Origin of the sequence: Corynebacterium sp. KPL2825 (assembly GCF_037908445.1) — a bacterium.
In the GTDB taxonomy this organism is placed as follows: domain Bacteria; phylum Actinomycetota; class Actinomycetes; order Mycobacteriales; family Mycobacteriaceae; genus Corynebacterium; species Corynebacterium kefirresidentii.
This window is the reverse complement of record NZ_JBBMGI010000014.1, coordinates 20,682-45,419: the sequence shown is the minus strand read 5'-3', so window position 1 is coordinate 45,419 and position 24,738 is coordinate 20,682. Positions and strand designations below refer to the sequence as shown.

25 protein-coding genes and 4 tRNA genes are annotated in these 24,738 nt (G+C 60.0%); 10 read left to right on the top strand and 19 right to left on the bottom strand.

Annotated features, from left to right (window positions below; translation table 11 throughout):
• Positions 1–44 precede the first annotated feature (44 nt).
• The 4 genes from WMQ00_RS10715 to rplJ form a co-directional block, all read right to left on the bottom strand.
• Positions 45–377 (bottom strand): HigA family addiction module antitoxin, encoded by a 333-nt coding sequence (locus tag WMQ00_RS10715; RefSeq protein WP_340441028.1) that lies wholly within the window; start codon positions 375–377, stop codon positions 45–47.
• 40 nt (positions 378–417) lie between these two features.
• Positions 418–561, bottom strand: coding sequence for a type II toxin-antitoxin system RelE/ParE family toxin (locus WMQ00_RS10710; RefSeq protein ID WP_248099380.1), 144 nt, complete (start codon positions 559–561; stop codon positions 418–420).
• Between the two features lie 214 nt (positions 562–775).
• Positions 776–1,165, bottom strand: coding sequence for a 50S ribosomal protein L7/L12 (gene rplL, locus WMQ00_RS10705; protein WP_005322882.1), 390 nt, complete (start codon positions 1,163–1,165; stop codon positions 776–778).
• Positions 1,166–1,253: 88 nt separating this feature from the next.
• On the bottom strand, positions 1,254–1,775 hold the full coding sequence (gene rplJ, locus WMQ00_RS10700) for a 50S ribosomal protein L10 (protein ID WP_005322886.1): 522 nt from the start codon (positions 1,773–1,775) through the stop codon (positions 1,254–1,256).
• Between the two features lie 313 nt (positions 1,776–2,088).
• Here rplJ and WMQ00_RS10695 point away from each other — a divergent pair, with 313 nt between their 5' ends.
• From WMQ00_RS10695 to WMQ00_RS10680, 4 genes are read left to right on the top strand one after another with little or no spacing between them, the layout of a single operon-like run.
• Positions 2,089–3,393 carry a cryptochrome/photolyase family protein gene (locus tag WMQ00_RS10695; protein WP_340441027.1) on the top strand — a complete coding sequence of 435 codons (1,305 nt, stop codon included), beginning with the start codon at positions 2,089–2,091 and terminating at the stop codon, positions 3,391–3,393.
• A 32-nt stretch (positions 3,394–3,425) separates the two neighbouring features.
• Entirely contained in the window at positions 3,426–4,442 is a 1,017-nt protein-coding gene (locus tag WMQ00_RS10690; protein WP_248099159.1) for a pyridoxal-phosphate dependent enzyme, read from the top strand.
• The gene (locus WMQ00_RS10685; RefSeq protein ID WP_248099160.1) at positions 4,439–5,740 is read left to right on the top strand and encodes an FAD/NAD(P)-binding protein; all 1,302 of its coding nucleotides are present in this window, start codon (positions 4,439–4,441) and stop codon (positions 5,738–5,740) included. The genes WMQ00_RS10690 and WMQ00_RS10685 overlap by 4 nt, the downstream gene beginning before the upstream one ends.
• Positions 5,737–7,125, top strand: coding sequence for a Y4yA family PLP-dependent enzyme (locus WMQ00_RS10680; protein ID WP_340441026.1), 1,389 nt, complete (start codon positions 5,737–5,739; stop codon positions 7,123–7,125). Before WMQ00_RS10685 ends, WMQ00_RS10680 begins: the two co-directional genes overlap by 4 nt.
• An 85-nt stretch (positions 7,126–7,210) precedes the next feature.
• Here the strand turns inward: WMQ00_RS10680 and rplA are convergent, their stop codons facing one another.
• The 7 genes from rplA to WMQ00_RS10645 form a co-directional block, all read right to left on the bottom strand.
• A complete protein-coding gene (gene rplA, locus WMQ00_RS10675) occupies positions 7,211–7,915 on the bottom strand; it encodes a 50S ribosomal protein L1 (RefSeq protein ID WP_005322897.1) in 705 nt (234 codons plus the stop codon).
• Between the two features lie 68 nt (positions 7,916–7,983).
• The gene (rplK, locus tag WMQ00_RS10670; protein ID WP_005327961.1) at positions 7,984–8,427 is read right to left on the bottom strand and encodes a 50S ribosomal protein L11; all 444 of its coding nucleotides are present in this window, start codon (positions 8,425–8,427) and stop codon (positions 7,984–7,986) included.
• A gap of 172 nt (positions 8,428–8,599) precedes the next feature.
• Complete coding sequence (gene nusG / locus WMQ00_RS10665; protein WP_200288288.1) at positions 8,600–9,541, bottom strand: transcription termination/antitermination protein NusG; 942 nt, start codon at positions 9,539–9,541, stop codon at positions 8,600–8,602.
• Between the two features lie 126 nt (positions 9,542–9,667).
• A complete protein-coding gene (secE, locus tag WMQ00_RS10660; RefSeq protein ID WP_023020522.1) occupies positions 9,668–10,000 on the bottom strand; it encodes a preprotein translocase subunit SecE in 333 nt (110 codons plus the stop codon).
• A gap of 223 nt (positions 10,001–10,223) precedes the next feature.
• Positions 10,224–10,296 (bottom strand) — tRNA-Trp (locus tag WMQ00_RS10655).
• A gap of 139 nt (positions 10,297–10,435) precedes the next feature.
• Positions 10,436–10,507 (bottom strand) — tRNA-Met (locus WMQ00_RS10650).
• 38 nt (positions 10,508–10,545) lie between these two features.
• Positions 10,546–10,621: transfer RNA gene (locus WMQ00_RS10645), tRNA-Thr, on the bottom strand.
• 164 nt (positions 10,622–10,785) lie between these two features.
• On the opposite strand from WMQ00_RS10645, the gene WMQ00_RS10640 reads away from it, so the two are divergent.
• The 5 genes from WMQ00_RS10640 (at position 10,786) to WMQ00_RS10620 (ending at position 16,177) form a co-directional block, all read left to right on the top strand.
• Positions 10,786–11,742, top strand: a complete 957-nt coding sequence (locus tag WMQ00_RS10640) for a sugar-binding transcriptional regulator (RefSeq protein ID WP_340441025.1) — start codon at positions 10,786–10,788, stop codon at positions 11,740–11,742.
• A gap of 84 nt (positions 11,743–11,826) precedes the next feature.
• Positions 11,827–12,552, top strand: a complete 726-nt coding sequence (deoD, locus tag WMQ00_RS10635) for a purine-nucleoside phosphorylase (protein WP_340441024.1) — start codon at positions 11,827–11,829, stop codon at positions 12,550–12,552.
• Between the two features lie 15 nt (positions 12,553–12,567).
• A complete protein-coding gene (locus WMQ00_RS10630) occupies positions 12,568–13,935 on the top strand; it encodes an MFS transporter (protein WP_340441023.1) in 1,368 nt (455 codons plus the stop codon).
• Positions 13,936–13,945: 10 nt separating this feature from the next.
• Positions 13,946–14,593, top strand: a complete 648-nt coding sequence (gene deoC, locus WMQ00_RS10625) for a deoxyribose-phosphate aldolase (RefSeq protein ID WP_340441022.1) — start codon at positions 13,946–13,948, stop codon at positions 14,591–14,593.
• A gap of 3 nt (positions 14,594–14,596) precedes the next feature.
• Positions 14,597–16,177 (top strand): phospho-sugar mutase, encoded by a 1,581-nt coding sequence (locus WMQ00_RS10620; protein WP_340441021.1) that lies wholly within the window; start codon positions 14,597–14,599, stop codon positions 16,175–16,177.
• On the opposite strand, the gene WMQ00_RS10615 is transcribed toward WMQ00_RS10620, so the two are convergent.
• From WMQ00_RS10615 to WMQ00_RS10605, 3 genes are all read right to left on the bottom strand, one after another.
• Complete coding sequence (locus WMQ00_RS10615; RefSeq protein WP_340441020.1) at positions 16,174–16,758, bottom strand: hypothetical protein; 585 nt, start codon at positions 16,756–16,758, stop codon at positions 16,174–16,176. The genes WMQ00_RS10620 and WMQ00_RS10615 overlap by 4 nt on opposite strands.
• Before the next feature lie 493 nt (positions 16,759–17,251).
• A tRNA-Tyr gene (locus WMQ00_RS10610) sits at positions 17,252–17,333 on the bottom strand.
• Between the two features lie 106 nt (positions 17,334–17,439).
• On the bottom strand, positions 17,440–18,444 hold the full coding sequence (locus WMQ00_RS10605; RefSeq protein ID WP_340441019.1) for a polyprenyl synthetase family protein: 1,005 nt from the start codon (positions 18,442–18,444) through the stop codon (positions 17,440–17,442).
• 98 nt (positions 18,445–18,542) lie between these two features.
• On the opposite strand from WMQ00_RS10605, the gene WMQ00_RS10600 reads away from it, so the two are divergent.
• Positions 18,543–19,808 (top strand): geranylgeranyl reductase family protein, encoded by a 1,266-nt coding sequence (locus tag WMQ00_RS10600; RefSeq protein ID WP_316327555.1) that lies wholly within the window; start codon positions 18,543–18,545, stop codon positions 19,806–19,808.
• 44 nt (positions 19,809–19,852) lie between these two features.
• Here WMQ00_RS10600 and WMQ00_RS10595 read toward each other — a convergent pair whose 3' ends face one another.
• From WMQ00_RS10595 to WMQ00_RS10575, 5 genes are read right to left on the bottom strand one after another with little or no spacing between them, the layout of a single operon-like run.
• A complete protein-coding gene (locus WMQ00_RS10595) occupies positions 19,853–20,542 on the bottom strand; it encodes a demethylmenaquinone methyltransferase (protein ID WP_023020512.1) in 690 nt (229 codons plus the stop codon).
• Between the two features lie 11 nt (positions 20,543–20,553).
• Positions 20,554–21,753 (bottom strand): glycosyltransferase family 4 protein, encoded by a 1,200-nt coding sequence (locus WMQ00_RS10590; protein ID WP_239208776.1) that lies wholly within the window; start codon positions 21,751–21,753, stop codon positions 20,554–20,556.
• 60 nt (positions 21,754–21,813) lie between these two features.
• Positions 21,814–22,284 carry a DUF3592 domain-containing protein gene (locus WMQ00_RS10585; RefSeq protein WP_086588900.1) on the bottom strand — a complete coding sequence of 157 codons (471 nt, stop codon included), beginning with the start codon at positions 22,282–22,284 and terminating at the stop codon, positions 21,814–21,816.
• Complete coding sequence (menD, locus tag WMQ00_RS10580) at positions 22,285–23,907, bottom strand: 2-succinyl-5-enolpyruvyl-6-hydroxy-3-cyclohexene-1-carboxylic-acid synthase (RefSeq protein ID WP_259824710.1); 1,623 nt, start codon at positions 23,905–23,907, stop codon at positions 22,285–22,287.
• Between the two features lie 58 nt (positions 23,908–23,965).
• Positions 23,966–24,712, bottom strand: a complete 747-nt coding sequence (locus tag WMQ00_RS10575) for a hypothetical protein (protein ID WP_239208770.1) — start codon at positions 24,710–24,712, stop codon at positions 23,966–23,968.
• Positions 24,713–24,738 lie beyond the last annotated feature (26 nt).

Below are 24,738 nucleotides of genomic sequence, written 5' to 3'. Positions count from 1 at the left end.
AATTCCTGGTTTCTACAGGCCACCCCGCCGTGCCGGATTGATTTCTAAGCAGTGTGCTTATTCCAAGCAACGATACTGCTAGTATCCGTGGTTTGGCGCGCGCACCAAAGATCAAACTCTTCCTGCAGTCCCAGCCAAAACTCCGCCGAATTGCCAAAATAGGCAGAGAGACGAAGCGCCATTTCCGCACTAATCCCAATGCGTCCACGGACCAGCTTTGAAATTTGGGATTTGGAGCTAAAAATATCCCTGGCTAAGCGGTATTGAGTAAGTCCGAGCTGCTCCAGAAACTCCTCGCGCAGAACCTCCCCAGGGTGTGGAACGGATATGATATCCGAAGCTTCCTCTCCCTCATTTGTGATAATCGATGAAGTCAACGTCCACAGCTCCTTTCCCTGTCCATCGAAAGACTACTCTTCACTGCGCGTTAACGCGGATGGAATAAAATCCGTCCCACTGCCCTTTCAGTCTCTCCAAACGATTTGCTGGTGGAATCCTTAAATCAGCTAGGGAAACGGACCGGTCAATCATGATGAGTTTGCGGCGCAGGATCTTCCGCAGTTCAGGAGGTACATACTTTGGCGCCTTACCATCTGTGTGAAAACGCTCTAAGCTACCCTCCTAAACTCCACAACGCCATGGTGTCATACTTTGACACTATTGGCCATTGCTGCACTCCACGCACTACGCTCGCAAACACAAAACGAGGAAATCCCCAGCTCCCACCGCGTGCAGCGGTAGAAGTGGGGATTTAAAAGCGGAAAGCTCAGTGAAATTACTTGAGCTCGACGGAAGCGCCAGCCTCTTCCAGCTTGGTCTTAGCAGCCTCAGCGTCGTCCTTGGAAGCGCCCTCGAGGATAGCCTTAGGAGCACCCTCGACCATTTCCTTAGCTTCCTTCAGGCCCAGGCCGGAGACGATCTCGCGGACAGCCTTAATAACGCCAATCTTCTTAGCGCCAGCGTCGGTCAGAACGACGTCGAACTCGGTCTTCTCCTCAGCGGCACCAGCGCCGCCCTCAGCCGGAGCGCCAGCTGCAACAGCAGCAACCGGAGCAGCAGCCTCAACGTCGAATACCTCTTCAAATTCCTTAACGAACTCGGACAGTTCGATGAGGGTCATTTCCTTGAAAGCTTCAATGAGCTCGTCCTTGGTGAGCTTAGCCATGATGGCAAGTCCTTTCTGTGTTGTGTGAGCGCTGCACCTACATTAGGCAACGCGCACGGTGTTGTAATTGTGCGTCTTTTGTGACGACTTAAGCTTCTGCTTCCTTCTTGTCCTGCAGGGCTGCGACGGTACGTACAGCCTTGGTTGCAGGAGCGTTGAAGAGAGCGGCTGCCTTCGCCATAGAACCCTTCATAGCGCCAGCCAGCTTTGCGAGGGTGGTCTCGCGGTTGTCCAGCTTGGCGATGGCCTCGACCTGGTCGGCAGACAGTGCGTTGCCGTCCATGTAGCCACCCTTGATGATGAGTGCCTTGTTGTCATCAGCGAACTTGGTGATGACCTTCGCAGCATCCACTGCCTCACCCTTGATGAACGCAATTGCGGTCGGGCCAGTCAGCAAATCATCAAGACCTTCGATGCCAGCTTCCTTGGCAGCGATCTTGAAAAGGGTGTTCTTGGCGACGGAGTATTCAACGTCAAATCCCAGATCGTTACGCAGCTCCTGCAGCTGGGATACGGTCAGGCCGCGGTACTCGGTCAATACAACAGAGTTAGCGCCAGCCAGCTTCTCCTTCAGCTCTGCCAGGTCTGCAGTGTTCTTTGGGTTTGCCATTGTCTCTCGCCTCCTTCCAAAACATCTCTTTTATTATTCCGCCGGGACCTTCCTTATTTCGGTTACCCGAAATAACAAAAGCCCCGTGCAAGAGCACAGGGCGCGCGACATAAGAGAATGCCGCGAATAATCGCAAAGTGTCTCCTGCGTGGGCCGCCTCCTAGGATGGAGAACCTTCGATCCAAATGGATGACCAACGGTCTTCGGTGAACTTTGACTCGGCCTGAAGCGGCCGTTCAAACTTCGTGGAAAACACTACCTTCCCACCCACGGTTTCTCCAAATCCCCGTTTTCGCCGCGTAGGATAGCCGACATGACCTGCCTGATGTGGTTTCGCGATGACCTGCGCCTACACGATAACCAGGCCCTTCGCCGCGCGGCCGAAGCCGCCTCGCTTGCAGGCGTTCCCTTGGTCGCCGTCGTGCTCGACGAGCCGGCCTATCCGGGCACCCGCCCACTGGGCGGCGCCACCACGTGGTGGCGCGAGCGCTCCCTTTATGCCCTTGCACACGACCTCGCCGAGCACGGCGTGGAGCTCATTCGCGTCGCCGGTGATGCCCGCGTGGAAATCCCCCGCCTAGCCGCCGAACTCGGCGCCACTACCGTCACGTGGACGCGCCGCTACCACGGCCCGCTGCGCGAGATCGATGCCGCCGTCAAGGAAACCTTGACCGCTCGAGGCATTACCGCCACCTCCGCGCCCGGTTTTACCTTGGTAGAACCCTGGGAGGTTACCAATGGCCAGGGCCAGCCCTATAAGGTCTTTACCCCCTTGTCCAAGGCCGCGTCCTCCCAAGTGGCAGGCGATGAGCCGGAGGGGGTGCCGGAGATTGGGGCGTCGGCAAGCATTGCGTGCTCTTGGCCCAAGCCCACCGAGCCAGCGTGGGCCGCATCCCTGGCCGAGCACTGGACGCCCGGGGAAGCCGGAGCGCGGGAGCGCCTAGCCCAGCTGGATCTGGCCAACTACGCCAAGGAACGCGATATCCCCGCGCTTAATGCTACCTCTCTACTTTCTCCCCACCTGCGCTTCGGCGAGGTCTCCCCGCGCGAAGTGTGGTTCGCCGCGGCCGAGGAGCCGGAGTGCGCCAAGTTCCATTCCGAGCTACTGTGGCGCGACTTTGCCTGGCACCGCCTCTACCACCTGCCCAACCTTGCTACCGAAAACGTACGGGAAAAATTCGACCACTTCGATTGGTCCTGGGATGACCCACGCCTGACAGACTGGCAGTCCGGTACGACGGGCATTGCGCTTGTCGACGCCGGAATGCGCGAGCTATGGGCCACCGGCTATATGCACAACCGCGTACGGATGGTGGTGGGATCCTTCCTCACCAAGAACCTCGGTATCCACTGGCGCCTGGGCGAGGAATGGTTCTGGGATACGTTGGTAGATGCCGATGCCGCCTCCAACCCCTTCAATTGGCAGTGGGTGGCTGGCTGCGGCGATGACGCCGCACCATTTTTCCGCATCTTCAACCCCGAAACCCAAGCCAAGCGCTTCGACCCCGACGGCGAATATGTGCGCCGCTGGGCACCCGCGCTGTCTGGCCCACCCATAGTGGACCTAAAGGAATCGCGCCAAGCCGCCCTCGACGCCTATGCGGAGATCAAGGACTAGGTCGGCGGAAGAGGCAGAAATAAAGGTCTACCATGGGGCCAATGATGAGCCCTAGGATTTATTCTCAAGCGCACCCGCCCATCGGCAATACCCCACTCATGCGAGTGGAGGCGATCAATCCTCGGCCGGATGTCCACCTCTATCTCAAACTCGAACAGTTCAACCTCGGCGGCTCTGCAAAAGACCGTACCGCCCGAGCACTAATCCAATCGGCCCTTGCCGCCGGCGATATCCGCCCAGGGTCGACGTTGGTGGAATCTTCCTCCGGCAACCTGGGCATGGCTCTAGCTCGCCAGGCCCCACTGCAGGGGATGAAGTTCCACTGCGTGGTGGATCCGCGCGTCAACGCTTCTACGGTGGCCACCATGCGGGCCTATGGCGCACACGTGGAATTGCTCGACCACCCAGATCCCGAAACCGGCGATTGGCTCACCGCCCGCCGCACCCGCGTGGCCGAGCTATTGGAAGAGATCCCCGATTCTTTCAACCTCAACCAGTATTCCAATGAAGCCGCCTTTCACGCCCACGCGGAGGGCACTATGACTGAGATCCTGGATCAACTCGGGCAGGCACCCAGCCATGTGCTCGTGGCTATGAGTACCACCGGAACCCTTGGCGGCTGTGTCCGCAAACTTTCCGAGGTGGGAGCCAGTACCCAAACAATCGGCGTTGATGCAGAGGGCTCCGTACTTTTCGGCGGTGAGCGTGGCACCCGCATGCTGCCCGGCTATGGCGCAGGTATCGTGACCGACCTATCCACCAAATTTTCGCCCTCCTCCGTCGAGCGGGTCCCCGATCTCGAGGCCATCGTGGCCGCCCGCAGGCTCGCCCGGGCCGAGGGTTTGCTGCCGGGTGCTTCCGGCGGTGCTGTTATCGCAGCCTTCCAGCGCCTCGCGCCTTCCCTGCCGGCGGGGGCGGAGGTGGTTGCCGTGCTACACGACGCCGGCCAGCCTTACTTAGACACTATCTATAACGATTCCTGGGTATGCGAAAACTTCGGCATTTCACCTGCGGAACTTGCCGCGCGCAGCGAAGGGACGGCGCAGTGACTTCCCCTAAGCCTGCCCGACGCATTGCCATCATCGGAGGCGGCCCGCGCGGTCTCTGGGCCGTAGAGGAACTCATCGAGCGCGCCCGCATCCCCATTTATGTCACGGTCTTCGACCCGTATCCGGCCGGTGCAGGCGCTGTCTACCGCCCGCAGCAGCCGCCGCACTGGCGCCTCAACGTCAACTGCGCCATCGTCACCACCGCCCACGATAATTTCAACGCATGGCGCGCCCGCCGCGGTGGGGACACCACCGATGCCTTCCCACCGCGCGCCGAAGTGGGCCAATTCCTCGCCGATACCTGGTCCGCCGCATTGCAGCGCGCGCCGGCGCACATCCGCATCCGCCACCTGCCGCACCGCGTGAGCGAAGTGAGCAGCGACGGAGAAGGCTTCGTGGTCGATGGCACCTCTTTCGACGACGTCCTAGTCTGCACCGGACACGACCATTTGCATGCTGGTTCCTTGGTCCACGAAGCTTCGCGTGTGCCCGTCACCGGTCTTTATTTCGGCGCCGACCTCCCTAGCGCTCCACGGCGAGTCGGCGTACGCGGTGCCGCCTTAAGCTTTATCGATGTATGCCTGCTTTATGGCGATACCGCCGAGGTCATTTATCCGGTGAGCCGCAGCGGGCGATTTATGGAGGTAAAGCCTTCTCCGGAGACACCGCTGCCGGAGGTTTCGACGCAGTGGCGGCAGGCCTGTGCGCATATCACTAACGCCACAGACTTGCGCAAGATCCTCATCGGGGCCGCAGACGAGTTCGGCGACTTCACTAGTGCGGAACTAACAGCCGTTATTGATGGTCAGGATTTCACCGGCGATGCGCTCGCTGAGCTCGAGGCTTCCCTACGTGCGGCCGAGGGCACTGGTCCTCTGACTCCGGCCATGGCCGTGGGCGCGGCTTTTCGTGGGGTCTTCCAAGACTGCGTCGATTGGCACCAGGCGCACGGCCCAATGCCCGGGTTCCGCGAGCTCTCACGCACCCTCGAGCGGGTGGCCTTTGGCCCGCCACCGGTCACAGCCAGGCGCCTGCTCGAGCTCATCCACTCCGGGGTGGTGGATACCCAGTATCTAGGCACTCCTGAGCAGATAGATTCCTGGCGGGAGAAGGGCGGCGTGGACCTGCTTATCGACGCCACTGTGGCTCCCCAAGCCACCCCCTCCCCCTTCCATAACGTTCCTGGTGTGGTGGAAATTGGCCGCATGAATGAGCTCTCCCTGCCCGGGCATGACTCTCTTAACCGTTTAGTACACGATGACATCCCCCGCTGGGCGGAGAAAGTAGGAAACCCATGACCACCCCTCCCATTGCCCCACTGCCGGTCCACGGCACCGTGCCGCTGCGTGCCCGATGGGAACGGTGGTTGCAAGAGCTCGTGGAGAACCCGCAAGAAGTGACCGCACTAACCTCGCGCTATGGCTCTCCGGTGAACGTGCTCAATCCCGCGCCACTGCGCCACAATGCCCAAGAGCTACTAGACGCCGGTGCTTCGCACGACGTGAAAACTCGGGTATTTTTCGCCCGCAAAGCCAATAAGGCGCTGTGCTTTGTTGATGCCGCTCGCGAGAGCGGACTCGGCGTGGATGTAGCCAGTGAGAACGAGCTACGCCAAGTACTCGAGCGCGATGTAGCCCCAGAGCGCATCATCCTCAGCGCTGCTATCAAAAGCGATGGTTTGCTCCGCCTCGCGATTTCGCGTGGCGTTACTATATCGTGCGATTCTCGCGCAGAATGCGGCCGCATCGCCGCAATCGCGCGAGCTTTAGAAACCACCGCCCGCGTGGCGCCGCGCCTTGCTCCAGATCCAGACGCCTTACCACCGACCCGCTTCGGGGAAAGGCTACCTGCATGGCAGAAAGCGGAGTGGCCCGCGGAGCTTCGTGCCGTGGGCGTCCACGTCCATCTGCATGGCTATAGCGAGGCCGACCGCCGCACCGCCCTTGCAGAGGCCATTGCTCTAGTCGAGCACCTACGCGCAAAGAACCAACCCGCTAATTTCATCGATATCGGCGGCGGCGTGCCCATGAGCTATTTAGAATCCCGCGAGCAGTGGGAAAACTACACAGCGCGTATCTCCACGCAACGCGCTGGTACCGGTGACCGCTTTACCTGGAAATCGGATCCGCTCTCCAATACTTATCCCTTCTGGCAGGAACCGACGCGCGGTCAGTGGCTGAACCAACTTCTCTCCGGTGAGGTCCCCGGCTACGGCAACGCCGGTGGTGCCCTGCGAGAGCGGGACATCGCCCTCCATCTAGAACCGGGCCGCAGCCTCCTCGACGGCTGCGGTGTCATCCTCGCCGAGGTGAGCTTTCTCAAAGAACGTTCTGATGGCCTGCCCCTTATCGGTGTGGCGATGAATCGCACGCAGTGCCGGACCGCCGCGGATGACATCCTGCTAGACCCCCTCCTCGTGCCTACAGCCGGTTCAGCAAAGGAGGTCTCCCGCGAGCGACGTACCGGCTTTGTAGTCGGTGCCTACTGCATTGAAGACGAGGTGATTCTGCGCCGCGAACTGGACTTTCCAGCGGGCGTTGCCGTAGGAGATACCCTCGCCATTCCCAACACGGCCGGATATTTTATGCACATCCTCGAGTCTGCTTCGCACCAGATCCCCTTGGCTCGAAACGTCTACTACGACGGCGGCGAATGGGTGCCAGACGATATTGACGCCACATAACTACTAGTGGCTCGAGATATAGAAAAAGGGCTTCGAGGAATTGCCTCTAAGCCCTTTAGCCTTAAACGCAGTGCGTCAGAACTGCTTAAGCGGTGTAATCCTTGACCACGGAACCGTCAACCGGGATGCCCGGGCCGGAGGTGGTGGAGATGGTAGCGCGCTTGATGTAGATGCCCTTAGCGGAAGAAGGCTTCAGGCGCTGGATCTCATCCATGAGGGCGCCGTAGTTCTCAGCCAGCTTCTCAGCATCGAAGGAAGCCTTACCGATGATGGCGTGCAGGTTAGCAGCCTTATCAACGCGGAAGGAGATCTTGCCGCCCTTAACCTCAGAGATTGCCTTAGCAACGTCTGCGGTAACGGTGCCGGTCTTCGGGTTCGGCATCAGACCACGTGGGCCCAAGACGCGGGCAACGCGGCCAACCTTGGCCATCTGATCCGGGGTAGCGATAGCAACGTCGAAGTCGATGTTGCCCTCGTTGATCTGCTCGATCAGTTCAGCGGTGCCGACGATGTCAGCGCCAGCTTCCTGAGCGGCGGTAGCCTTCTCGCCTTCTGCGAAGACAGCAACGCGAACGTCCTTACCGGTGCCATTAGGCAGGGAAACGGTGCCGCGAACCAGCTGGTCAGCCTTGCGCGGGTCAACACCCAAACGGAAGACAACATCAACGGTGGCGTCGAAGTTCTTGGAGGAGGTCTCCTTAGCCAGCTTGGTGGCCTCGATCGGGCGGTACAGGCGGGACTTATCTACCAGTTCCGCAGCGGCCTTATAAGCCTTAGACTTGGTGCTCATTTAACAATTCCTTTTCTGGATTGGTGTGGTGTTCGGCGGGCCGTAGCTGGCCCTACCACATAAAGTTTTTACTTCTCCGGTGCGCCATCAACGGTGATGCCCATGGAGCGTGCGGTACCGGCGATGATGCGAGCGCCGTTCTCGATGTCACGTGCGTTCAGGTCCGCAAACTTGGTCTCTGCGATTTCCTTGCACTGGTCCCAAGACACAGAGCCGACCTTGTCGGTGTGTGGAACGCCGGAGCCCTTCTTGATGCCAGCGGCCTTCAGCAGCAGCTTGGCTGCCGGCGGGGTCTTCAGCTTGAAGTCGAAGGAACGGTCCTCGTAGACGGTGATCTCAACCGGAACCACGTTGCCACGCTGGTTCTCGGTAGCGGCGTTATAAGCCTTGCAGAATTCCATGATGTTGACGCCGTGGGCACCCAGTGCCGGGCCAACTGGCGGTGCCGGGTTAGCAGCGCCTGCCTCGATCTGCAGCTTGATGAAGCCAGATACCTTCTTCTTAGGAGCCATCGAATTACCTCTTTCCTGTGTTACCGGGATAGCCGCCACGATGAATAACGGGATCCCGTCCGGATGCTCACCTTCAGTGGGCCACCGGAGGATGAAACGTTTTTCTTATACGCACGCCAAAGGCGCACGGCGTTCCAGTTTAGAACACCGTGCGCCCTGCACAAAATCACTTTTAGGAGATGCGCTCGATCTCGGTCGGCGACAACTCCACTGGGGTCTCGCGGCCAAAGATGGATACCAGCCCCTGCATCTTGCCGGTCTCTGGGTCGATCTCGGAAATAGTGGCGGAGACTGCGGCCAGCGGGCCGGACAGGATGGTCACTGCCTCGCCCACCTCGAAGTCGTGGGCGTACTTCTTTGCCACTTCCTTTTCTGGCATGGCCACGACCTGCTCGCCCTCAGCCTCATTCGGGGCGGCATCGCCCTTGGTGGACGGTGCTTCGTTCGGCATCAGGAATTTAGCCACATCACGGGTTTTAACCGGGGTGGCGTTGCCCTCGTTGCCCACGAAGGAGGTCACACCAGGGGTTTCACGGATGACGGACCAAGCGGCGTCATTGAGTTCGGCGCGGACGAGGACGTAGCCCGGCAGCAGCTTGCGCTTCACAATCTTCTTCTTGCCGTCCTTGTTCTCGAGCACCTGCTCAATAGGAACGACAACCTCAAAGATAGAGTCCTCGACCTCGAGGGTCTGGGCACGCATGTCCAGGTTGGTCTTTACCTTGTTTTCGTAGCCGGAATAGCACTGAATGATGTACCACTGGCCCGGCTGCTTCTTCAGCTCGCGGGTAAACGCACGCAGGCGCTTGCGGTAGGCGGCGTCTTCGGACTCATCCTCGCCAGCCTCTGGAGCTGCGGCCTCTGCCGCGCCCTCGGCGTTCGCCCCCTCGGCGTCGGCCGCTGCCGTTTCCGGTGCCTCGGCTGCCTCCGCAGACTCACCTGCAGCGTCGATGGACTCTGCTGCTTCTTCTGCTGCGGGCGCGCTTGGGGTAGCGTCCTCCTGCTGTGCTTCTTCAACGGAGCTAGCGTGCTCTGCCGCCTGCTCCTGCACGTTGGCCTGCATAGCCTCCTCTAGGGAGGTGCCTACGGTTTCGACGTTATTCTCGTCGCTCATGATTCTTACTCCAAAAATTCCTCGGCGCGTTGCGTAGGACTAGCCTACCCGCCCGCGTATGGGCAAAAAGTATCCCGCCGTTCCTTCAGCGGAAACAGCGGGATAAAAGATTATGCGGCTATCTTACTAATCAGAGAGAACCTGCTCAACTCCGAGACCAGCCAGAGCGTCCACGCCCCACACCAAAACGGTCATGACGATGAGGAACGCAAAGGTAATGAGGGTGTACTGCAGCATCTCCTTAGCGGTCGGCCACACCACTTTCTTCATCTCAGTTGCCACCTCGCCAGGGAAAGCGGCTACGCCACCACCTGGGGTGTCATCGTGATTCTTATCCTCTACGCGGACGACGTGCTTATCGGCGTAGTCCGCGGAGGACGTGGTAGCCGCACCAGAGAGCTGACGCTTACCGGTCGGGCGCGGTGCACCCGAATTCTTCGGCTGCTGCTCATCGCTCACAGCTAACCCTCCTTGGGAACTAAATCTAATAGGGCGCTTAACGCGCACCTCCATAACTTTGTCAACCCTAGCAAAGCTTGCACTGCATGAAAAGCTGACCACCGCACATATAAGACGTGGCCTTGGATACATTGGGCGAGCACAGCGGCGAGCAAGGCTCGACCGGGAAAATATGGCATGAACAAACCCCGCCACCTGAAATCAAGTGACGGGGTTTACTGTGCAGGGGCGACAGGACTCGAACCTGCAACCTACGGTTTTGGAGACCGTTGCGCTACCAATTGCGCCACGCCCCTATTCTTTTATCTCTTAATGCCTCAGCATCAAGCGTTGAAGACCTTACCAGAGCCATAGTTCCAATCTGAAACCAGGCGGGTCTGCAAAGCCTTCAGCGCGGTAATAAAAAAGCGCCCTGCGGGCGCCTTTCTTTCCCGGTAGCGATGGCGAGAATTGAACTCGCGACACAGCGATTATGAGTCGCTTGCTCTACCACTGAGCTACACCGCCATATTCACCTTGGGAGAATTTCTTCCTCCGAACATGAATGGAGCCCCCTGACAGAATCGAACTGTCGACCTTTTCCTTACCATGGAAACGCTCTGCCGACTGAGCTAAGGGGGCACATCCTAGCGTTGAACACATCGCTATTTCGTTGTGCTCTCCGTTGCGGACTCCAATAATCTAACCCGCTTGCAACGTTTTACACAAATCGCCACGTCAGAGCACAAAAATGGGAAGCTTTTATGACACCTTATTGCGCATTTGAATGTGCTTGAATGAAAGGCATGTTGGATCAGAAGGATGCCCAATCCATTGACGCCGCAAAGTTGTACTACAACTCCGGCTTCTCTCAGGCCGAGGTTGCCCATCATCTTGGGGTTTCCCGGCCCACGGTATCCAAATTGCTCAGCCACGCCTCCGCGCGCGGCTTTGTCACCATCAGCATCACCGATCCGCGCGAGCAATCCGATGAACTAGTGGGCCAACTACGCCAACGTTTTGCGCTTGCCGACGTCCGCGTAACCACCACCCCACCCGGCGGTTCTCCCCTAGCAGACCTGGGCAGCGCCGGCGCCGCCCTCCTAGAAGAACTCATTAAGGATGGCACCAGCGTCGGCCTCTCGTGGGGCGAGACGATGTCCGCCGTCGCCTCTCACCTGCGGCGACAGCCACGGGAAGGCGTAGAGATTGTGCAGCTAAAAGGCGGCCACTCGCACACGGAGCGATCCACTAAAGACTTCTACACCCTGCAGGCCTTTTCCCATGCCTTCAATGCCGAGGCCCACCTTCTACCGCTGCCGGGCATCTTCGATTCCGCGGAGGCCAAGCAGTGGGTGGAGCGCGATAGGCATATTGGGCAGATTTTGCATAAGGGGGCGTCGGTAAGCGTGGCGGTCTTTACGGTGGGCTCGGCCGAGCAGGAATCTTTAGCTTTCAACCTGGGCTATCTGACCGCGGCCGAGAAACAGCAGATTGCAGACAATGCTGTGGGTGATGTGTGCTCGCGCTTCTTCGACGTCTGCGGGGAAGTAGCCTGCCCGGCGGTAGACGCCCGCACCGTGGGCATCAGCCTCGCAGACTTGGCCACGCGCCCCACCCGGGTGCTGGTAGCTGGCGGCGCATCTAAGGCGCGGGCCATATGGGTGGCGCTGCGCAAGGGATTGGCTACCCATCTGGTCACAGATCAGGCCACCGCGCGCAAGCTCGTGGCCTGGGCTAGTGAGGCCTCCCACAAATGTTGAACAATTGTAAATTGCGTCATTGACATGGGTTCCTGCGGGGTTAAGCTAAGTGTGTAAAATCCCCCCACACCGAGGAGCGAAGCTATGTCCGCTACCGATATTGCCACCCCACACATCAACCCGCAGGGCGCGCCCATTGCAGAAACCATCTTGCTGCCCGGCGACCCACTGCGCGCAAAGTTCATCGCCGAAAACTTCCTGGAAGACACCGTCCAGTTCAACGGCGTGCGCAATATGCTGGGGTTTACCGGCACCTATAAAGGCAACCCCGTTTCGGTCATGGGCACCGGCATGGGTATTCCCTCCATCGGCATCTACTCCTGGGAGCTCATCCACAACTACGGCGTAAAGAAGCTCATCCGCGTCGGTTCCATCGGCGCTATGCAAGAAGACATCGAGCTACACGATGTCATCGTCGCCTCCTCCGCCTCCACCGATTCCAATTTCTTGAGCCAGTACAACCTCCCGGGCAGCTACGCTCCCACCGCCTCGTGGAAGCTCCTCAAGGCCTTGGTCGATGAAGCCGAGAAGCAGCAGGCGCACATTCACGTGGGCAATATCTTGAGCTCGGACATCTTTTATAACTTTGACCAATCCGTCAACGAACGCTGGGCGCACATGGGCGTGCTCGGCGTCGAGATGGAATCCGCAGCCCTTTATGCCACCGCGGCCGAAGCCTGCGTCGACGCGCTGGGGCTTTTCACCGTATCCGACAACCTCGTGCACGGTACCAAGCTTTCCGCCGAAGAACGCCAAACCGCTTTCCGCACCATGATTGAACTCGCGCTGCCGCTTAACGCGCTCGACTAAAAGGACGCCTTCCCCGTGACTTCTTCTACTACCTCTGCTTCCCCGCAGGACAAGCGGCCAGGTCCCGCGCTAAACCCCAAAGTTGCCGTCCCCATCCTGCTCTTCGTCTTTGTCTTTTCTCTGGTTATTGATAACGGCTTTAAGACGATGACCATGCCGATTGCCCAGGCGCTCGACCTTTCCGTTAAGACCGCCTCCCTCCAGGCTTCCCTCGCCGGCGTCATCATCGGCATCGGCGCCGTGGTCTATGCCGCGCTGGCGGATTCCATTTCCATCCGCAAGCTCATGCTCACCGGCGTTGTCCTCATTGCCGTGGGATCGATTTTAGCCTTCGCCTTTTCTAGCTTCTGGCCCATGGTGCTGGCCGGTCGTCTCATTCAAACCGCCGGCCTCGCCGCCGCGGAGACGCTTTATGTCATTTACGTGACCAAGCACTTGAGCGAGGCCGATCAAAAGACCTACCTGGGCTTTTCCACCGCCGCTTTCCAAGCCGGCCTGCTCATCGGCGCGTTGACCTCTGGCTTTATTTCCACCTATGTCTCATGGACGGCGATGTTCCTAATCCCGCTCATCCTCATTCTGACCATCCCACCAATCATCAAGCTGGTGCCAGAAGATGAGGCCGTGGAGGGACACCTCGATGTGCTCGGCCTATTTTTCATCGCCGTCTTTGCCACTGGCCTGACCTTATTCATGCAGGAGTTCGACTGGGTATATCTCATCGTGGCTGTCCTCGGCGTGGTGGGCTTTGTTTACCACATCGGCCACGCCAAGTATCCCGTGGTCACCCCGGAGTTTTTCACCAACGGCCGCTACGTGTGGACCATCCTCATGGTCTTCTTCGTCTATTCCACCCAGATGGGCTTCATCTTCTTGCTGCCTTTTGCGGCGCATGACCTGCACGGCATGAATATCGATAAAGCCTCCCTGTTGATGATCCCGGGCTATGTCTGCGCCATCCTCATCGGCATCTTCTCCGGAAAGATCGGCACCGTTTTATCCTCCCGCGCCACCATCTACACCGCCTTCGCCTTAGTTGCCGGCGCACTGGTGATGGCCGCGCTTTTTGTGCAACTCCACGTCGCTATTCTCATCGCAGCCATCGTGGCCTTCGCCTCCGGCTTTTCACTGATGTACGCGCCGCTGGTTAATACCGCGCTGCGCAATATCAGCGCCGTCAAGTCCGGCATCGCCATTGGTTTTTATAACCTGACCATCAATATCGCCATCCCGCTGGGCATTGCCTATACCGCCAAGCTGCAGGACCTCGCCAGCTATAACACCGTGCTGTGGATCCTGGCCGCCGTGGCTGCTATTGGCATCGCCCTATACGTAGTTTCTGACCTCAAGATGGCCCGTTCCGAATCCCGCCCAGCCCGTTAAGGAGAAAATTATGACTTCCCGCACCGACGTTGCATCCATCATCGATCACACCCTGCTCAAGCCGGAGGCCACCCCGGAACAATTCCGCGTCCTGGTAAATGAGGCAGCCGAGCTGGGCACCTACTCCGTATGCGTTTCCCCCTCCGCCTTGCCCATCGAGGTTCCTGACTCCCTGCACATTGCCACCGTCGTCGGCTTTCCCTCCGGTGCCGTAAAGCCGGAGATCAAGGCCGCTGAGGCAGCCCGCGCGGTTGCCGATGGCGCCGAAGAGGTGGACATGGTCATCAATATCCCGCTAGCCATTGAGGGCCGCGCCGAGGATCTGCAGGCCGAAATCCAGGCCGTGCGCGATGCCATCCCGGGCAAGGTTCTCAAGGTCATCATTGAATCCGCCGCGCTTTCCGACGACGCCATTGTCCTCGCCTGCAAGGCCGCCGCAGCCGCCCAGGCGGACTTTGTTAAAACCTCCACTGGCTTCCACCCGGCCGGCGGGGCCTCCGTGCATGCCGTAAAGCTCATGCGCGAGACCGTAGGCGATAGGTTAGGCGTGAAGGCCTCTGGCGGCATCCGTACCGCGAAGGATGCCCTAGCCATGATTGAAGCTGGCGCGACCCGCTTGGGTCTGTCCTCCTCCGCCAAGATCCTCGAGGAACTCTAAGCCATGTCGAAAGCCGCCGCCGTAGATTATGACTACGCCCGTACGTGGGCCGAGCACGACCCTGATCCGGATACAGCCCGCCGGGTAAACACCTGGATTGAGGAGGGCAATACCGCTGAGCTCGCCTCCGCCTTCGCCGGCCCCCTGGCCTTTGGCACCGCGGGCCTGCGCGCCGCCGTGGGCCCGGGTGAGTCCCGCATGAACCGCGCCGTGGTCATCCGCACCACCTACGGGCTCATCACATGGCTCAAGCAGCAGGTCGATACCCCAGTTGTGGCCATTGGGTGCGATGCCCGCCACGGCTCCGCGCAATTCCAGCGCGATGCGGCTCAGGTCATCTCCGCGGCCGGCGGCCGGGCCCTGGTTCTGCCCGCACAAAACCCCACCCCGCTGACCGCTTTCACGGTACGCAAGCTCAAGGCGGATGCTGGCATCATGGTTACCGCCTCACATAATCCGCCGGCCGATAATGGCTACAAGGTGTACTTGGGCGGCCGCATCGCCACCGGCCCTGCGGAAGGCGTGCAGCTTATCTCACCCGCCGATGCCGAAATCGCGGAAGCCATCGCCGCGGCACCTCATGCCGATGAAATCCCGCTTTCTGCGGCGAATGTCGAGAACGTCGATACCCGCGCCGACTACCTCGACCGCGCGGCACAACTCGTAGGCGAAAGCTCCGATGTCACCATCGCGCTCACGGCCATGCACGGCGTTGGTGCTGCCTTGGGCAAAGAACTTCTCACCCGCTGTGGCTTCCGCGTCTCGCTAGTTCCTGAGCAGGCCCAACCGGATCCGGATTTCCCCACCGTCTCCTTCCCCAACCCGGAAGAGCCCAGCGCCCTTGATCTGGGTATCCGCCACGCTGAGGAGATCGGCGCCGATATCCTTATCGCTTATGACCCCGACGCCGACCGCTGCGCCGCCGCCGTACCTACTGCTTCTGGCTCCTGGCGCCAGCTCACCGGCGATGAAACCGGTGCCCTTTTGGGCGACTATCTGGCCCGCCGCGGGGCGACCGGCAATTTTGCCAATTCCCTCGTCTCCTCCCGCCTGCTCGGGCGCATCGCCGCGCACTACGGCCTCGGCCACGAGGAGACGCTGACCGGCTTCAAGTGGATCGCACGAACCCCGGATCTCGCCTTTGGCTACGAGGAAGCCATTGGATTCTGCCCCGATCCCACCGCTGTCCGTGACAAGGACGGCATCGCTACCTCCGTAGTGCTCGCCAGCCTCGCAGCCGAATGCAAGGCCGCAGGAACCACCCTGCTGGAGCGCTTGGAGGGCATCTATGCCGCCGTTGGGGCCCTGTATACCCAACCGCTGACCTTCCGTGTGGATGACCTCAGCATCATCGCTCAAGCGATGGATAAGGTCGCATCTACCCCGCCCACCGAACTGGCTGGCTCGCCCGTGGCGAAGGTAGAGAAATTCGCCCAAGGATCCAAGTTCTTCACGGACAACGATGACCGCGTCATCGTTCGCCCCTCCGGCACGGAACCGAAGCTCAAGTGCTACCTCGAGTCCCCCGACGCCGACCGCCTCGATGCTATTGCGGCCGATCTGCGCGCCTACTTCGAGATTTAAACCCCTCCCCGCTCCACGCTCTCTAACTGGTCCTTCTGAGATTGCTTAGGGCCAATGAGGGTGCGGACTAGTGGGCTTGCTGCCGCCAGGCCCACCGCCGCAGTACCAACTATCGATTCCGGTGGGTCAAAAAGAACGAGTATCGCCGGTATAAGGATGAGCGCGCCGAAAATGACACCTACGGCCGTAAAGAGCCGTACTTTTGATTCAAATATCGCGTACTCGAAAGATTCTGCTGTAACTTTCCTATCGAGGACAATATCTGCATGAGCGTCCTCCATAATCCGATCGCCTGCGCCCGGCTGAATGCCATTGTGCTGTTTGATTATCTGTGGATGCGGAGTTGGCCCCTGATGCGCCCACACAGCAATTTGGTCGTCAAGGTTAGAAAGTCTATTTACGCCAGGGAGCGCTCCTCCAACTGGTGGGAAATCGCTGCGTTTATTTTCTGGTGCGTCCGATAACTGCGAGTCCGATTGCGCAGATGCGCTTGCTGCGCTGCCTGCGCTACTCGCTGGCTTTGAAATAGGTGAATCTCGTTTACCCCGTCCAGCATCGTTCGGATCTTCTTCATATCCCATATCCTATCGCTAAACCTCATACCTTCATCTCTACAGTGACTTTCTGTGACTGATGGTGTGGCTACCGAGCACGCCTGTTTGTACACAGCACCTTAGGAAGGTGTAGTTTGCTGGTCCTGAAGGCCAAAATGAGAGGAGTTAAAGATTACAGAACCCCGCCATTCATCCTTAACAGTTCTGCTAAAGATTGCAGTTGGTATTTCATCATTGCTCTGCCTCGGCTATTTCATTGGCGGTTTGAATGCGGTATACGTTGCCAAGGCCCTGGCGGGATCGGATTCCACCTCATTGCCGGATATTTCTCGTAGGTTAGGAAATGGATTTTTCTACTTCACGGCCGCTGGGATATTCCTAGCTGTATCCCTCATCGGTGCCTATGCGGTGTTCCACAGGGCTCAAAGGTCCCGCAGACAGGAGCCCTGCCGGTAGCACCCGTCTCACGACTGCAGGTACGACGAAACCCCGCAAGCATCTGCTTGCGGGGTTCATTCTGTGCCAGGTAGAAGATTCGAACTTCTGAAGGCAATGCCGGCGGATTTACAGTCCGCTCCCTTTGGCCGCTCGGGCAACCTGGCATGCACTGTGTGGTGCGAGTAAGTACTTTACTACGAACCACCCACCTACCTACAAATCGCCAGCACATAAGGGGAAAAGACGATAGAGGAGGGCGTCGCCAAGCAGCTAGCCCACGCGGCGCACAGTGTAATCCGCCAATTGGCGCAGGGCCTGGCTGGCCGAATTCTCCGGCAGCACGGCGAGCTGCTCCTCTACCACGCGCAAGTAGGCAGTGATGTCCTCCAGCGCCTTCTGTCGGCCGCCAGATTGGTGCAGGAGCTCAATGGCACGCTCCACCTCGGCGTCGGAATGCAGCGGCCCAGTGAGCAGCTCACGCAGCTTATCGCCCACCTCACCCTCTTCTTCCAAGGCATAGAGAACCGGCAAGGTAAATACGCCCTCACGCAGGTCCGTGCCCGGGGTCTTGCCGGATTCCTTAAGGTCGGAGAAGATGTCGATGACATCGTCCACAATCTGGAAGATCATGCCGATGGCACCACCAATGCGGTGCAGGGCTGCGGCATGCTCGGCCGAGGCACCGGAGTGATAGGCGCCCAAGTAGCCCGCAGAGGCAATGAGCACGGCGGTCTTTTCGCGGATAACCGCCGTATAGTGCTCCACGGCATTAGCCTCGCCCGCGCCGATGGTCTCGCGCATCTGGCCGGTAACCAGCTCTTCAAAGGTATCGGCAAAGTGGCCTACGGTGTGGGTATCCAGCTCGCTCATCAGGCGGGAGGCATGCGCCAAGAGCGCATCGCCGGCGAGGATGGCCACGGAATTATTCCACCGCGAATTCGCGGATTCCACGCCCCTACGGCGGTCTGCCTCATCCATGACATCGTCATGATAAAGAGTGGCCACGTGCACCATCTCCACGACGGTGGCGGCCTTAACAACCTCTTCGCAGCCCGGACGCGAACCATACTCGGAGGCCAATAGCGCCATCATAGGGCGAAAGCGCTTGCCACCGGCCTTGGACAGGTGGCTGACCTTATCCTTTAAGAAGTCCTGGCCGCGGTCGATTTCACTGCGCAGCTTGTCTTCTACTGCTTCCATGCCCGCACCAATGCGCTCGTTGAGCTGCGGATCACCAAGATCCACGTGCGTGGCATGCGATTGACCGTGAGTCATTAAATAGTGTTCCTTGCAACTAAAAGCCAGAGATAATCGATTACCTACCGTAGTCCAATCCGCGCCCCTAAACACACTCGAGGGGGCGAACTCATGCAATGATAGTCCTCATGTCGGAGCAGATCGATTCCCAAACCTATGTCGAGGTCGCCATCATTGGCGCTGGGCCTGCCGGAGCAGCCGCCGCGATTCACGCCGCACGCGCGGGCTTTGACACCCTCCTTATTGATTCCGCGACGTTTCCCCGCGAGAAAACCTGCGGTGACGGGCTCACCCCACGCGCGATGCATCAGCTCGACGAGCTGGGCCTTAAGGTCAACGCCTCCTACCGCAATCGCGGCCTGAAGCTGCACGGATACGGCGGCGATATTACCGCGCCGTGGCCGAAGACCTACCCTTCCCAGGTGGGTACGGCCCTGCCACGCTATCGCTTTGATGCCCTGCTTGTCGACGCCGCCGTAGACGCCGGCGCCACCCTTATCACCGGCACCCCCGCTACCGATCCCATGCTCGAAGGAAACCGCGTGACGTCTTTCCGCGTGGGCGAAGCCACCGTACACGCCACGTGGGTCATTGTGGCCGATGGCGTGCGCTCTACCTTTGGCAAGAAACTTGGCCGCACCTGGCACCGCGAGGAAGTCTATGGAATCGCCGCACGCTCCTATGCTTCTTCCACGCATGCCGATGAGCCCTGGATGCACTCCCACGTGGAGCTTAAAGACGAAGACGGCGAGGTGCAGCCGGGCTACGGGTGGATCTTCCCGCTCGGCCTTGAGCTCGGCCAGGTCAACATCGGCCTTGGCGCGCTCTCGACCGCGCAGCGCCCCGCCAAGATCAACACCAAGAAGCTGCTCGAGTTCTACGCCGCCCAGCAGCGCCCCGAGTGGGGACTAGGAGAGATTGAACACGTCACCTCTGCTCTACTGCCCATGGGCGGCGCGGTATCCAACGTGGCCGGTGCCAATTGGATGCTCATCGGCGATGCCGCCGCCTGCATCAACCCCCTCAACGGCGAAGGCATCGATTATGGCTTGGAGACTGCCGCGCTTGCCGTGGATCTACTCGGCCCAAAGGATTTCACCCTCGCCTGGCCAGCCGTCCTGCGCGAACACTACGGCGAATCCTTCCTCCTCGCCCGCACGGCCGCGCGCCTTTTGACCTACCCGCAGTTCCTCCCGATTGCCGGTCCGCTGGCCCTGCGCGGGCCCATCGGCCGCATGCTCATGCCGGCCGCCGCACGCCTTATGGGCAATCTCATCACTGACGACGACCGCGACCTCATCGCGCGCACCTGGCGCGCTGCTGGCCGCACCGTATCGTCTCTCCGCCGCGATACTCCCCTGTGGGATTCCACCGCGGCTTAGTCCCCGTCCCCCTCATGTCTCTAGGCGCGGGCCCAGGCCCGCACCTAGGCGGGCTTGACCGCCGAGTGCAGCGCCACGATGCCAAAGGTAAGGTTCTGCCAACCAGCCTCGGCCCAGCCATTGCGATTGATAGCCGCCGCGAGCTCCTCTTGCCCCGGCCATGCACGAATGGACTCCGCGAGGTAGATATAGGCATCCGGATTAGAAGAAACCACGCGCGCCACCGGCGGCAACAGGCGCATTAAGTATTCCTTGTACACGGTGCCAAAAATCGGCACCACCGGGGTGGAAAATTCCGCCACCGCTAGACGCCCGCCCGGCTTGGTCACGCGCGCCATTTCACGCAGCCCGAGCTCAAAGTCGTGGATATTGCGCAGTCCATAAGAGATGGTCACCGCATCAAAAGTATTATCCGCAAACGGCAGCTTCATGCCATCGCCGGCCACCTTGGGTACGTCACGCTCACGGCCAGCGGCCAACATCCCGCGGGAGAAATCGCACGCCACGCACCACGCACCGGACTTGGACAATTCCACGGTGGATACGGCGGTGCCGGCCGCAAGATCGAGGACCTTCTCCCCCGGCTGTAGGTTTAGTCGCTCGCGGGTGCGCTTGCGCCAGTGCGCGTCCTGCCCGAAGGACAAGACGGTATTAGTGAGGTCGTACTTCTCGCCCACGGCGTCAAACATGCGCGCCACATCGAAGGGCTTTTTATCCAGATCTGCCTTAGACACAAATGATCAGTTTAGGCCACGCGGGCGCCGAGGGCACGAGCCGCCCACCGCGGCAGCTCCGGGCGCTGCCCCAAAATGGTCAGGGGCACTCGGCGGGTATCCTCCAGCACCTCTTCGTAATAGCCCACGAGCTGCTCGCACAGCGCCTTCCACGTCTTGGAAGAAATGGACTCGCGGGCATTATCGCGCATCTCCTGATGGATCTCTGGGTTGAGCAGCGCATCCACCGCATTGGGGAGGTCTTCCACAAAGGTCTTCACGTCCAACAAAAGCCCGTTATAGCCCTCCTCAATGAGGTCTACCGGACCACCGGCACGCGGCCCAATGGTAGGCACGCCGGAGGCCTGCGCCTCCTGAATGGACTGGCAGAAGGTCTCAAACTCACCGGCGTGGACAAAAACATCCAAAGAGGCATAGGCCGCGGCAAGTTCTTCGCCAGACAGAGCGCCAGTAAACACGGCCCCAGGAAGCTGGGCTTCCAATAGCGGCCGCTCCGGCCCATCGCCCACGATGACCAGCTGGATATCTTCGCGTCCATTGAGCGCCGATAACCGGTGCACCCCCTTTTCCGCAGCCAAACGCCCAACGAAGCCGACGATATTCTTCGTGCCGCTCGGCTCCCAGCTGCGGCGCAGCTCAGCAGAGCGCTTGGATGGGTGGAAAAGCTCCGCATTCACGCCGCGTCCCCAATGGCGCACGTTTTTGATGTGGTGCTTTTCCAGATCTCGGATGGTCAGAGAAGACGGTGCCAGGGTCATCTGGCAGGAGTTGTGGATGGTGCGCAGCCACTCCCAGACGCCATAGGCCAGCGCGGAAGCATGGTATTTGGTGGCGAAACCGGCGACGTCAGTCTGGTACAGCGCCACGGCCGGCACGCGTTGCTGACGGGCGGAGAAGGCACCTGCCGCGCCGAGTACGAAGGGGCTAGCTAGGTGGATGATATCCGGCTTGAAATCACGCAGCGCTTCATCCACGGCCGTGGTAGGAACTCCCACCGGAAGCGAATCCACCAGCGGCACGCGCACGGTGGGCACGCGGTAGATGGGGAATCCGAGGTAGTCCGGAATTTCCTCTTGGCCTTCGCGGGCGCCCGGCGCGATGACAATGGCCTCCTGCCCCGTCTCGTGCAGATGCTCCAAAACGCGCAGCACTGAGTTGGTCACACCATTGACATTGGGAAGGAAGGATTCAGCCACGATCGCAACACGCATGCCACCATAATGACCTATTTTCTTAAGTTAATGGTGAAGCTAGCGGAAAATCTTGGTTAATTATTTCTCCGCACGGCGGGTAAAGAAGCTAATCAGCTTCCACAAAGCGGCCGCAATAAGTGTAGCCACCACCCCTACCGAAGCCGCTGGGATGATAGCCAGCGTCCACTTACGGCCTTCGACCTTGACTAAATCAGGGTCATCGAGGGCGTATTGCACCCACACCTGCTGCCCCTCCCCCAGGCCGCTGGGATATAGCAGCCCGTGCTTCGGGATATGGTAAATCCCCTCACTGTCTTGGAAATCCACCGTGGTGCGCAGCATTCCCACGTCTTTGACTGTAGCCAGAGCACGCGCGGGATGGGCGGCGATGGCGTGATCATTAAGCGCCGGTCCGATGACCATGCCTACCACGCCCACAAGTGCGGCCAGATACAACGCCAGCGTCAGCTGGTGCAGGCGACGACGATAGACCGCAGCCGTATAGCGCGGCACCACGGCTGCGTGCGGTTTATGCTGCGGCGAAGCCACTTACTGGCCCACCTTTGCGGTCAGCTTCTCAGTGAGCGCCCGACGCGTGGCACGGGTGGTCTTTGCTTCCACGATGGTGATACCGGTGGAGTATTCCTTAAGTTCCGCCAGCGTATCCAGCAGCTCCTGCGGGGTAGTGACCTCGCGATAGTCTGCCTCATAGGCTTCTGCCAGCTTGCCGACGTCCACCCCATGCGGCGTCCCAAACGCTGGCTCGAATGACGCGCGCAGCGCATCGGCCCCCTGCTCGAGGGTCTCAAAGATGCCGCCACCATTGTCATTGGCTACGACGATGGTGAGGTTTTCCGGACGCGGTTGGTCTTCCGGGATGAGTAGGCTATTCGCATCATGCAAGAAGGTGACATCGCCCATCAGCGCCATAACGCGTGGGGCACGCCAATTGGTGGGATCCAGCGATTGCGTGGCCAAGGAAATGCCGATGGCCTGGGCAATGGTTCCGTCAATACCGGCCGCCCCGCGCGGCGAGTACGTATCGACACCGTCGAAGGGCAGGCCGACTAATGCAGCATCGCGCACCGGGTTCGAGGCGCCAAGGACCAGGGTGTCGTTGACGGAGAGCGTATCGCCCACCGCGGCCGCCACGTGCAGCCCGGTAAATCCCAGGTCTTCGTCCTCAAGAGTCTCGCGTACGGCTTGCCCCGCCATGTCAGTAGCACCCTCGCAAATCTTCATCCACTCGCGGCTCGGTTCCCCGGTGACCTTGACAGTGGTGCCCAACCGAGCATCGTTGCCGCGCTGATTGGTGAAGTCCTTGGTGCGCGAGAGCACCACCAGATCAATATCCGGATCATTCATCAGCGCCAAAACGCTGCGGTGCAGCGTCGGGTGCCCGACGACGATGACCTGTTCCACCTTGGTATTGACCACATAATCATTCGCGGAGACCTGCGCCTTGCGGAAGATATGCGCCGCCGCCGGATGTACCGGATGGTACGGGCCCGGCGCGCTTGGCTCTGCGATGGTCGGCACGTCTTCTAAGCCTTCTACCTCCCAGGCTTCATCACCGGCAATGACCAGTGTGTTCTTGCTCAAGTCCACGGCTACTTCGCCGTGGTCCACAAAGGCCGGTGCTGGCTCGCGCACGCCGTCGCCGGAGGTACGGGCGGGCAAGGCGGCGTCGACAAGCGGGGCATCAAAGGCCACATTGATGTGTACTTGCAGGTCTGTGCGGAAGCGCTGGGACATCGCCTCCAGATCATCTGCGCTGGTGACCTGGGTGGTTTTCGCGTATACGCCGAAGATGCCCTGTTGTTCGATGGTTTGGGAGGCACCCGTGCCTACCAGACGCTCTGGCCGGTCGGCGCTAATGATGGCCAGCGGCGTATGGGAATAATGTGCCTCCACCACGGCCGGCAGGGTATTGGCCACGGCAGTTCCCGAGGTCATCACCACGCCCACGTGGCGGCGCTGCACCCGCGCCATGCCCAGGGCGGTAAACGCTCCCCCGCGCTCATCGAGGCGGGTGTGAACGCGGATATCATCACGTGCTAAAAGCGCCAACGACAGCGGCGCGTTGCGCGAACCAGGGCACAAGACGACATCCGTGAGGTGGCGCGCCAGTTGGGTGGCTACCTTCTCAGCCAACTGCATCGATTCATTCATGCCGCCTGATTTTACCTGCCCGCGCGCCATTTCCCTTACCGGGGCAGGTGCCTGGCGCTTAGTTCTGAGTGCCTTGCTGGTCGGCCGGCTGCCCGCCGCCGCCCAAGAGATCATTGAGGAGGCCCTCGACGTCCACGTCGCCGCCCCTATCCAACTGGTCTTGCAGATCTGATGGCAGTTCGGTCGGAATATCGGAGGGCAGCTCATTTTGGAAATCCGGCAGCTTCGGCAGCTTATTGGAATTTTCATCCTGCGTATCCGGCTCATTTGTCTGCGTCACGGTAGTGGGAACCTGCGTGGTCAGTGTCTCCGTCACCGGCTCTGGTTCCGGCTTATCTGCCTCGTCCGCGGCATTGCGCCACAGGAAAAACAGCACAGCCGCGGCAAGCACTGCCAGCACCGCAATAGCCGCAAAGACGCCGACCATAGCGCCGCCTCCGCCGCCCTTCTTCTTGCGCTTTTCCGGCTGGTCCGGATCATAGTTCGACGGCACCGGTTCGTACTCGGGCTGCTGCGCGTATTGCTGGCCATATGCCTGCCCGGCCGGCTGCTGATAGTTCTGGCCGTAGCTTTGCTGCTGACCGTAGCCCTGCTGATAGCCAGCGGCCGCATCAAATTGACGAGTCTCATTCTGCGTCTGCTGCTCGCCTGGGAAGTACTGCTTGGGGTGCTCGCGGCGCGCTTGGTCGCGGCTGGGGCCTGCGGCATTATCGGGCACGCGGCCAATCTGGCGCGTGGCATCATCCGCCGGGCTGGACCAGCTGCGGGTTTCATTATTATCGCCATGAGGGCCTTTAGTAGTCATACCCTCTACCTCTACCCCATTTTGCT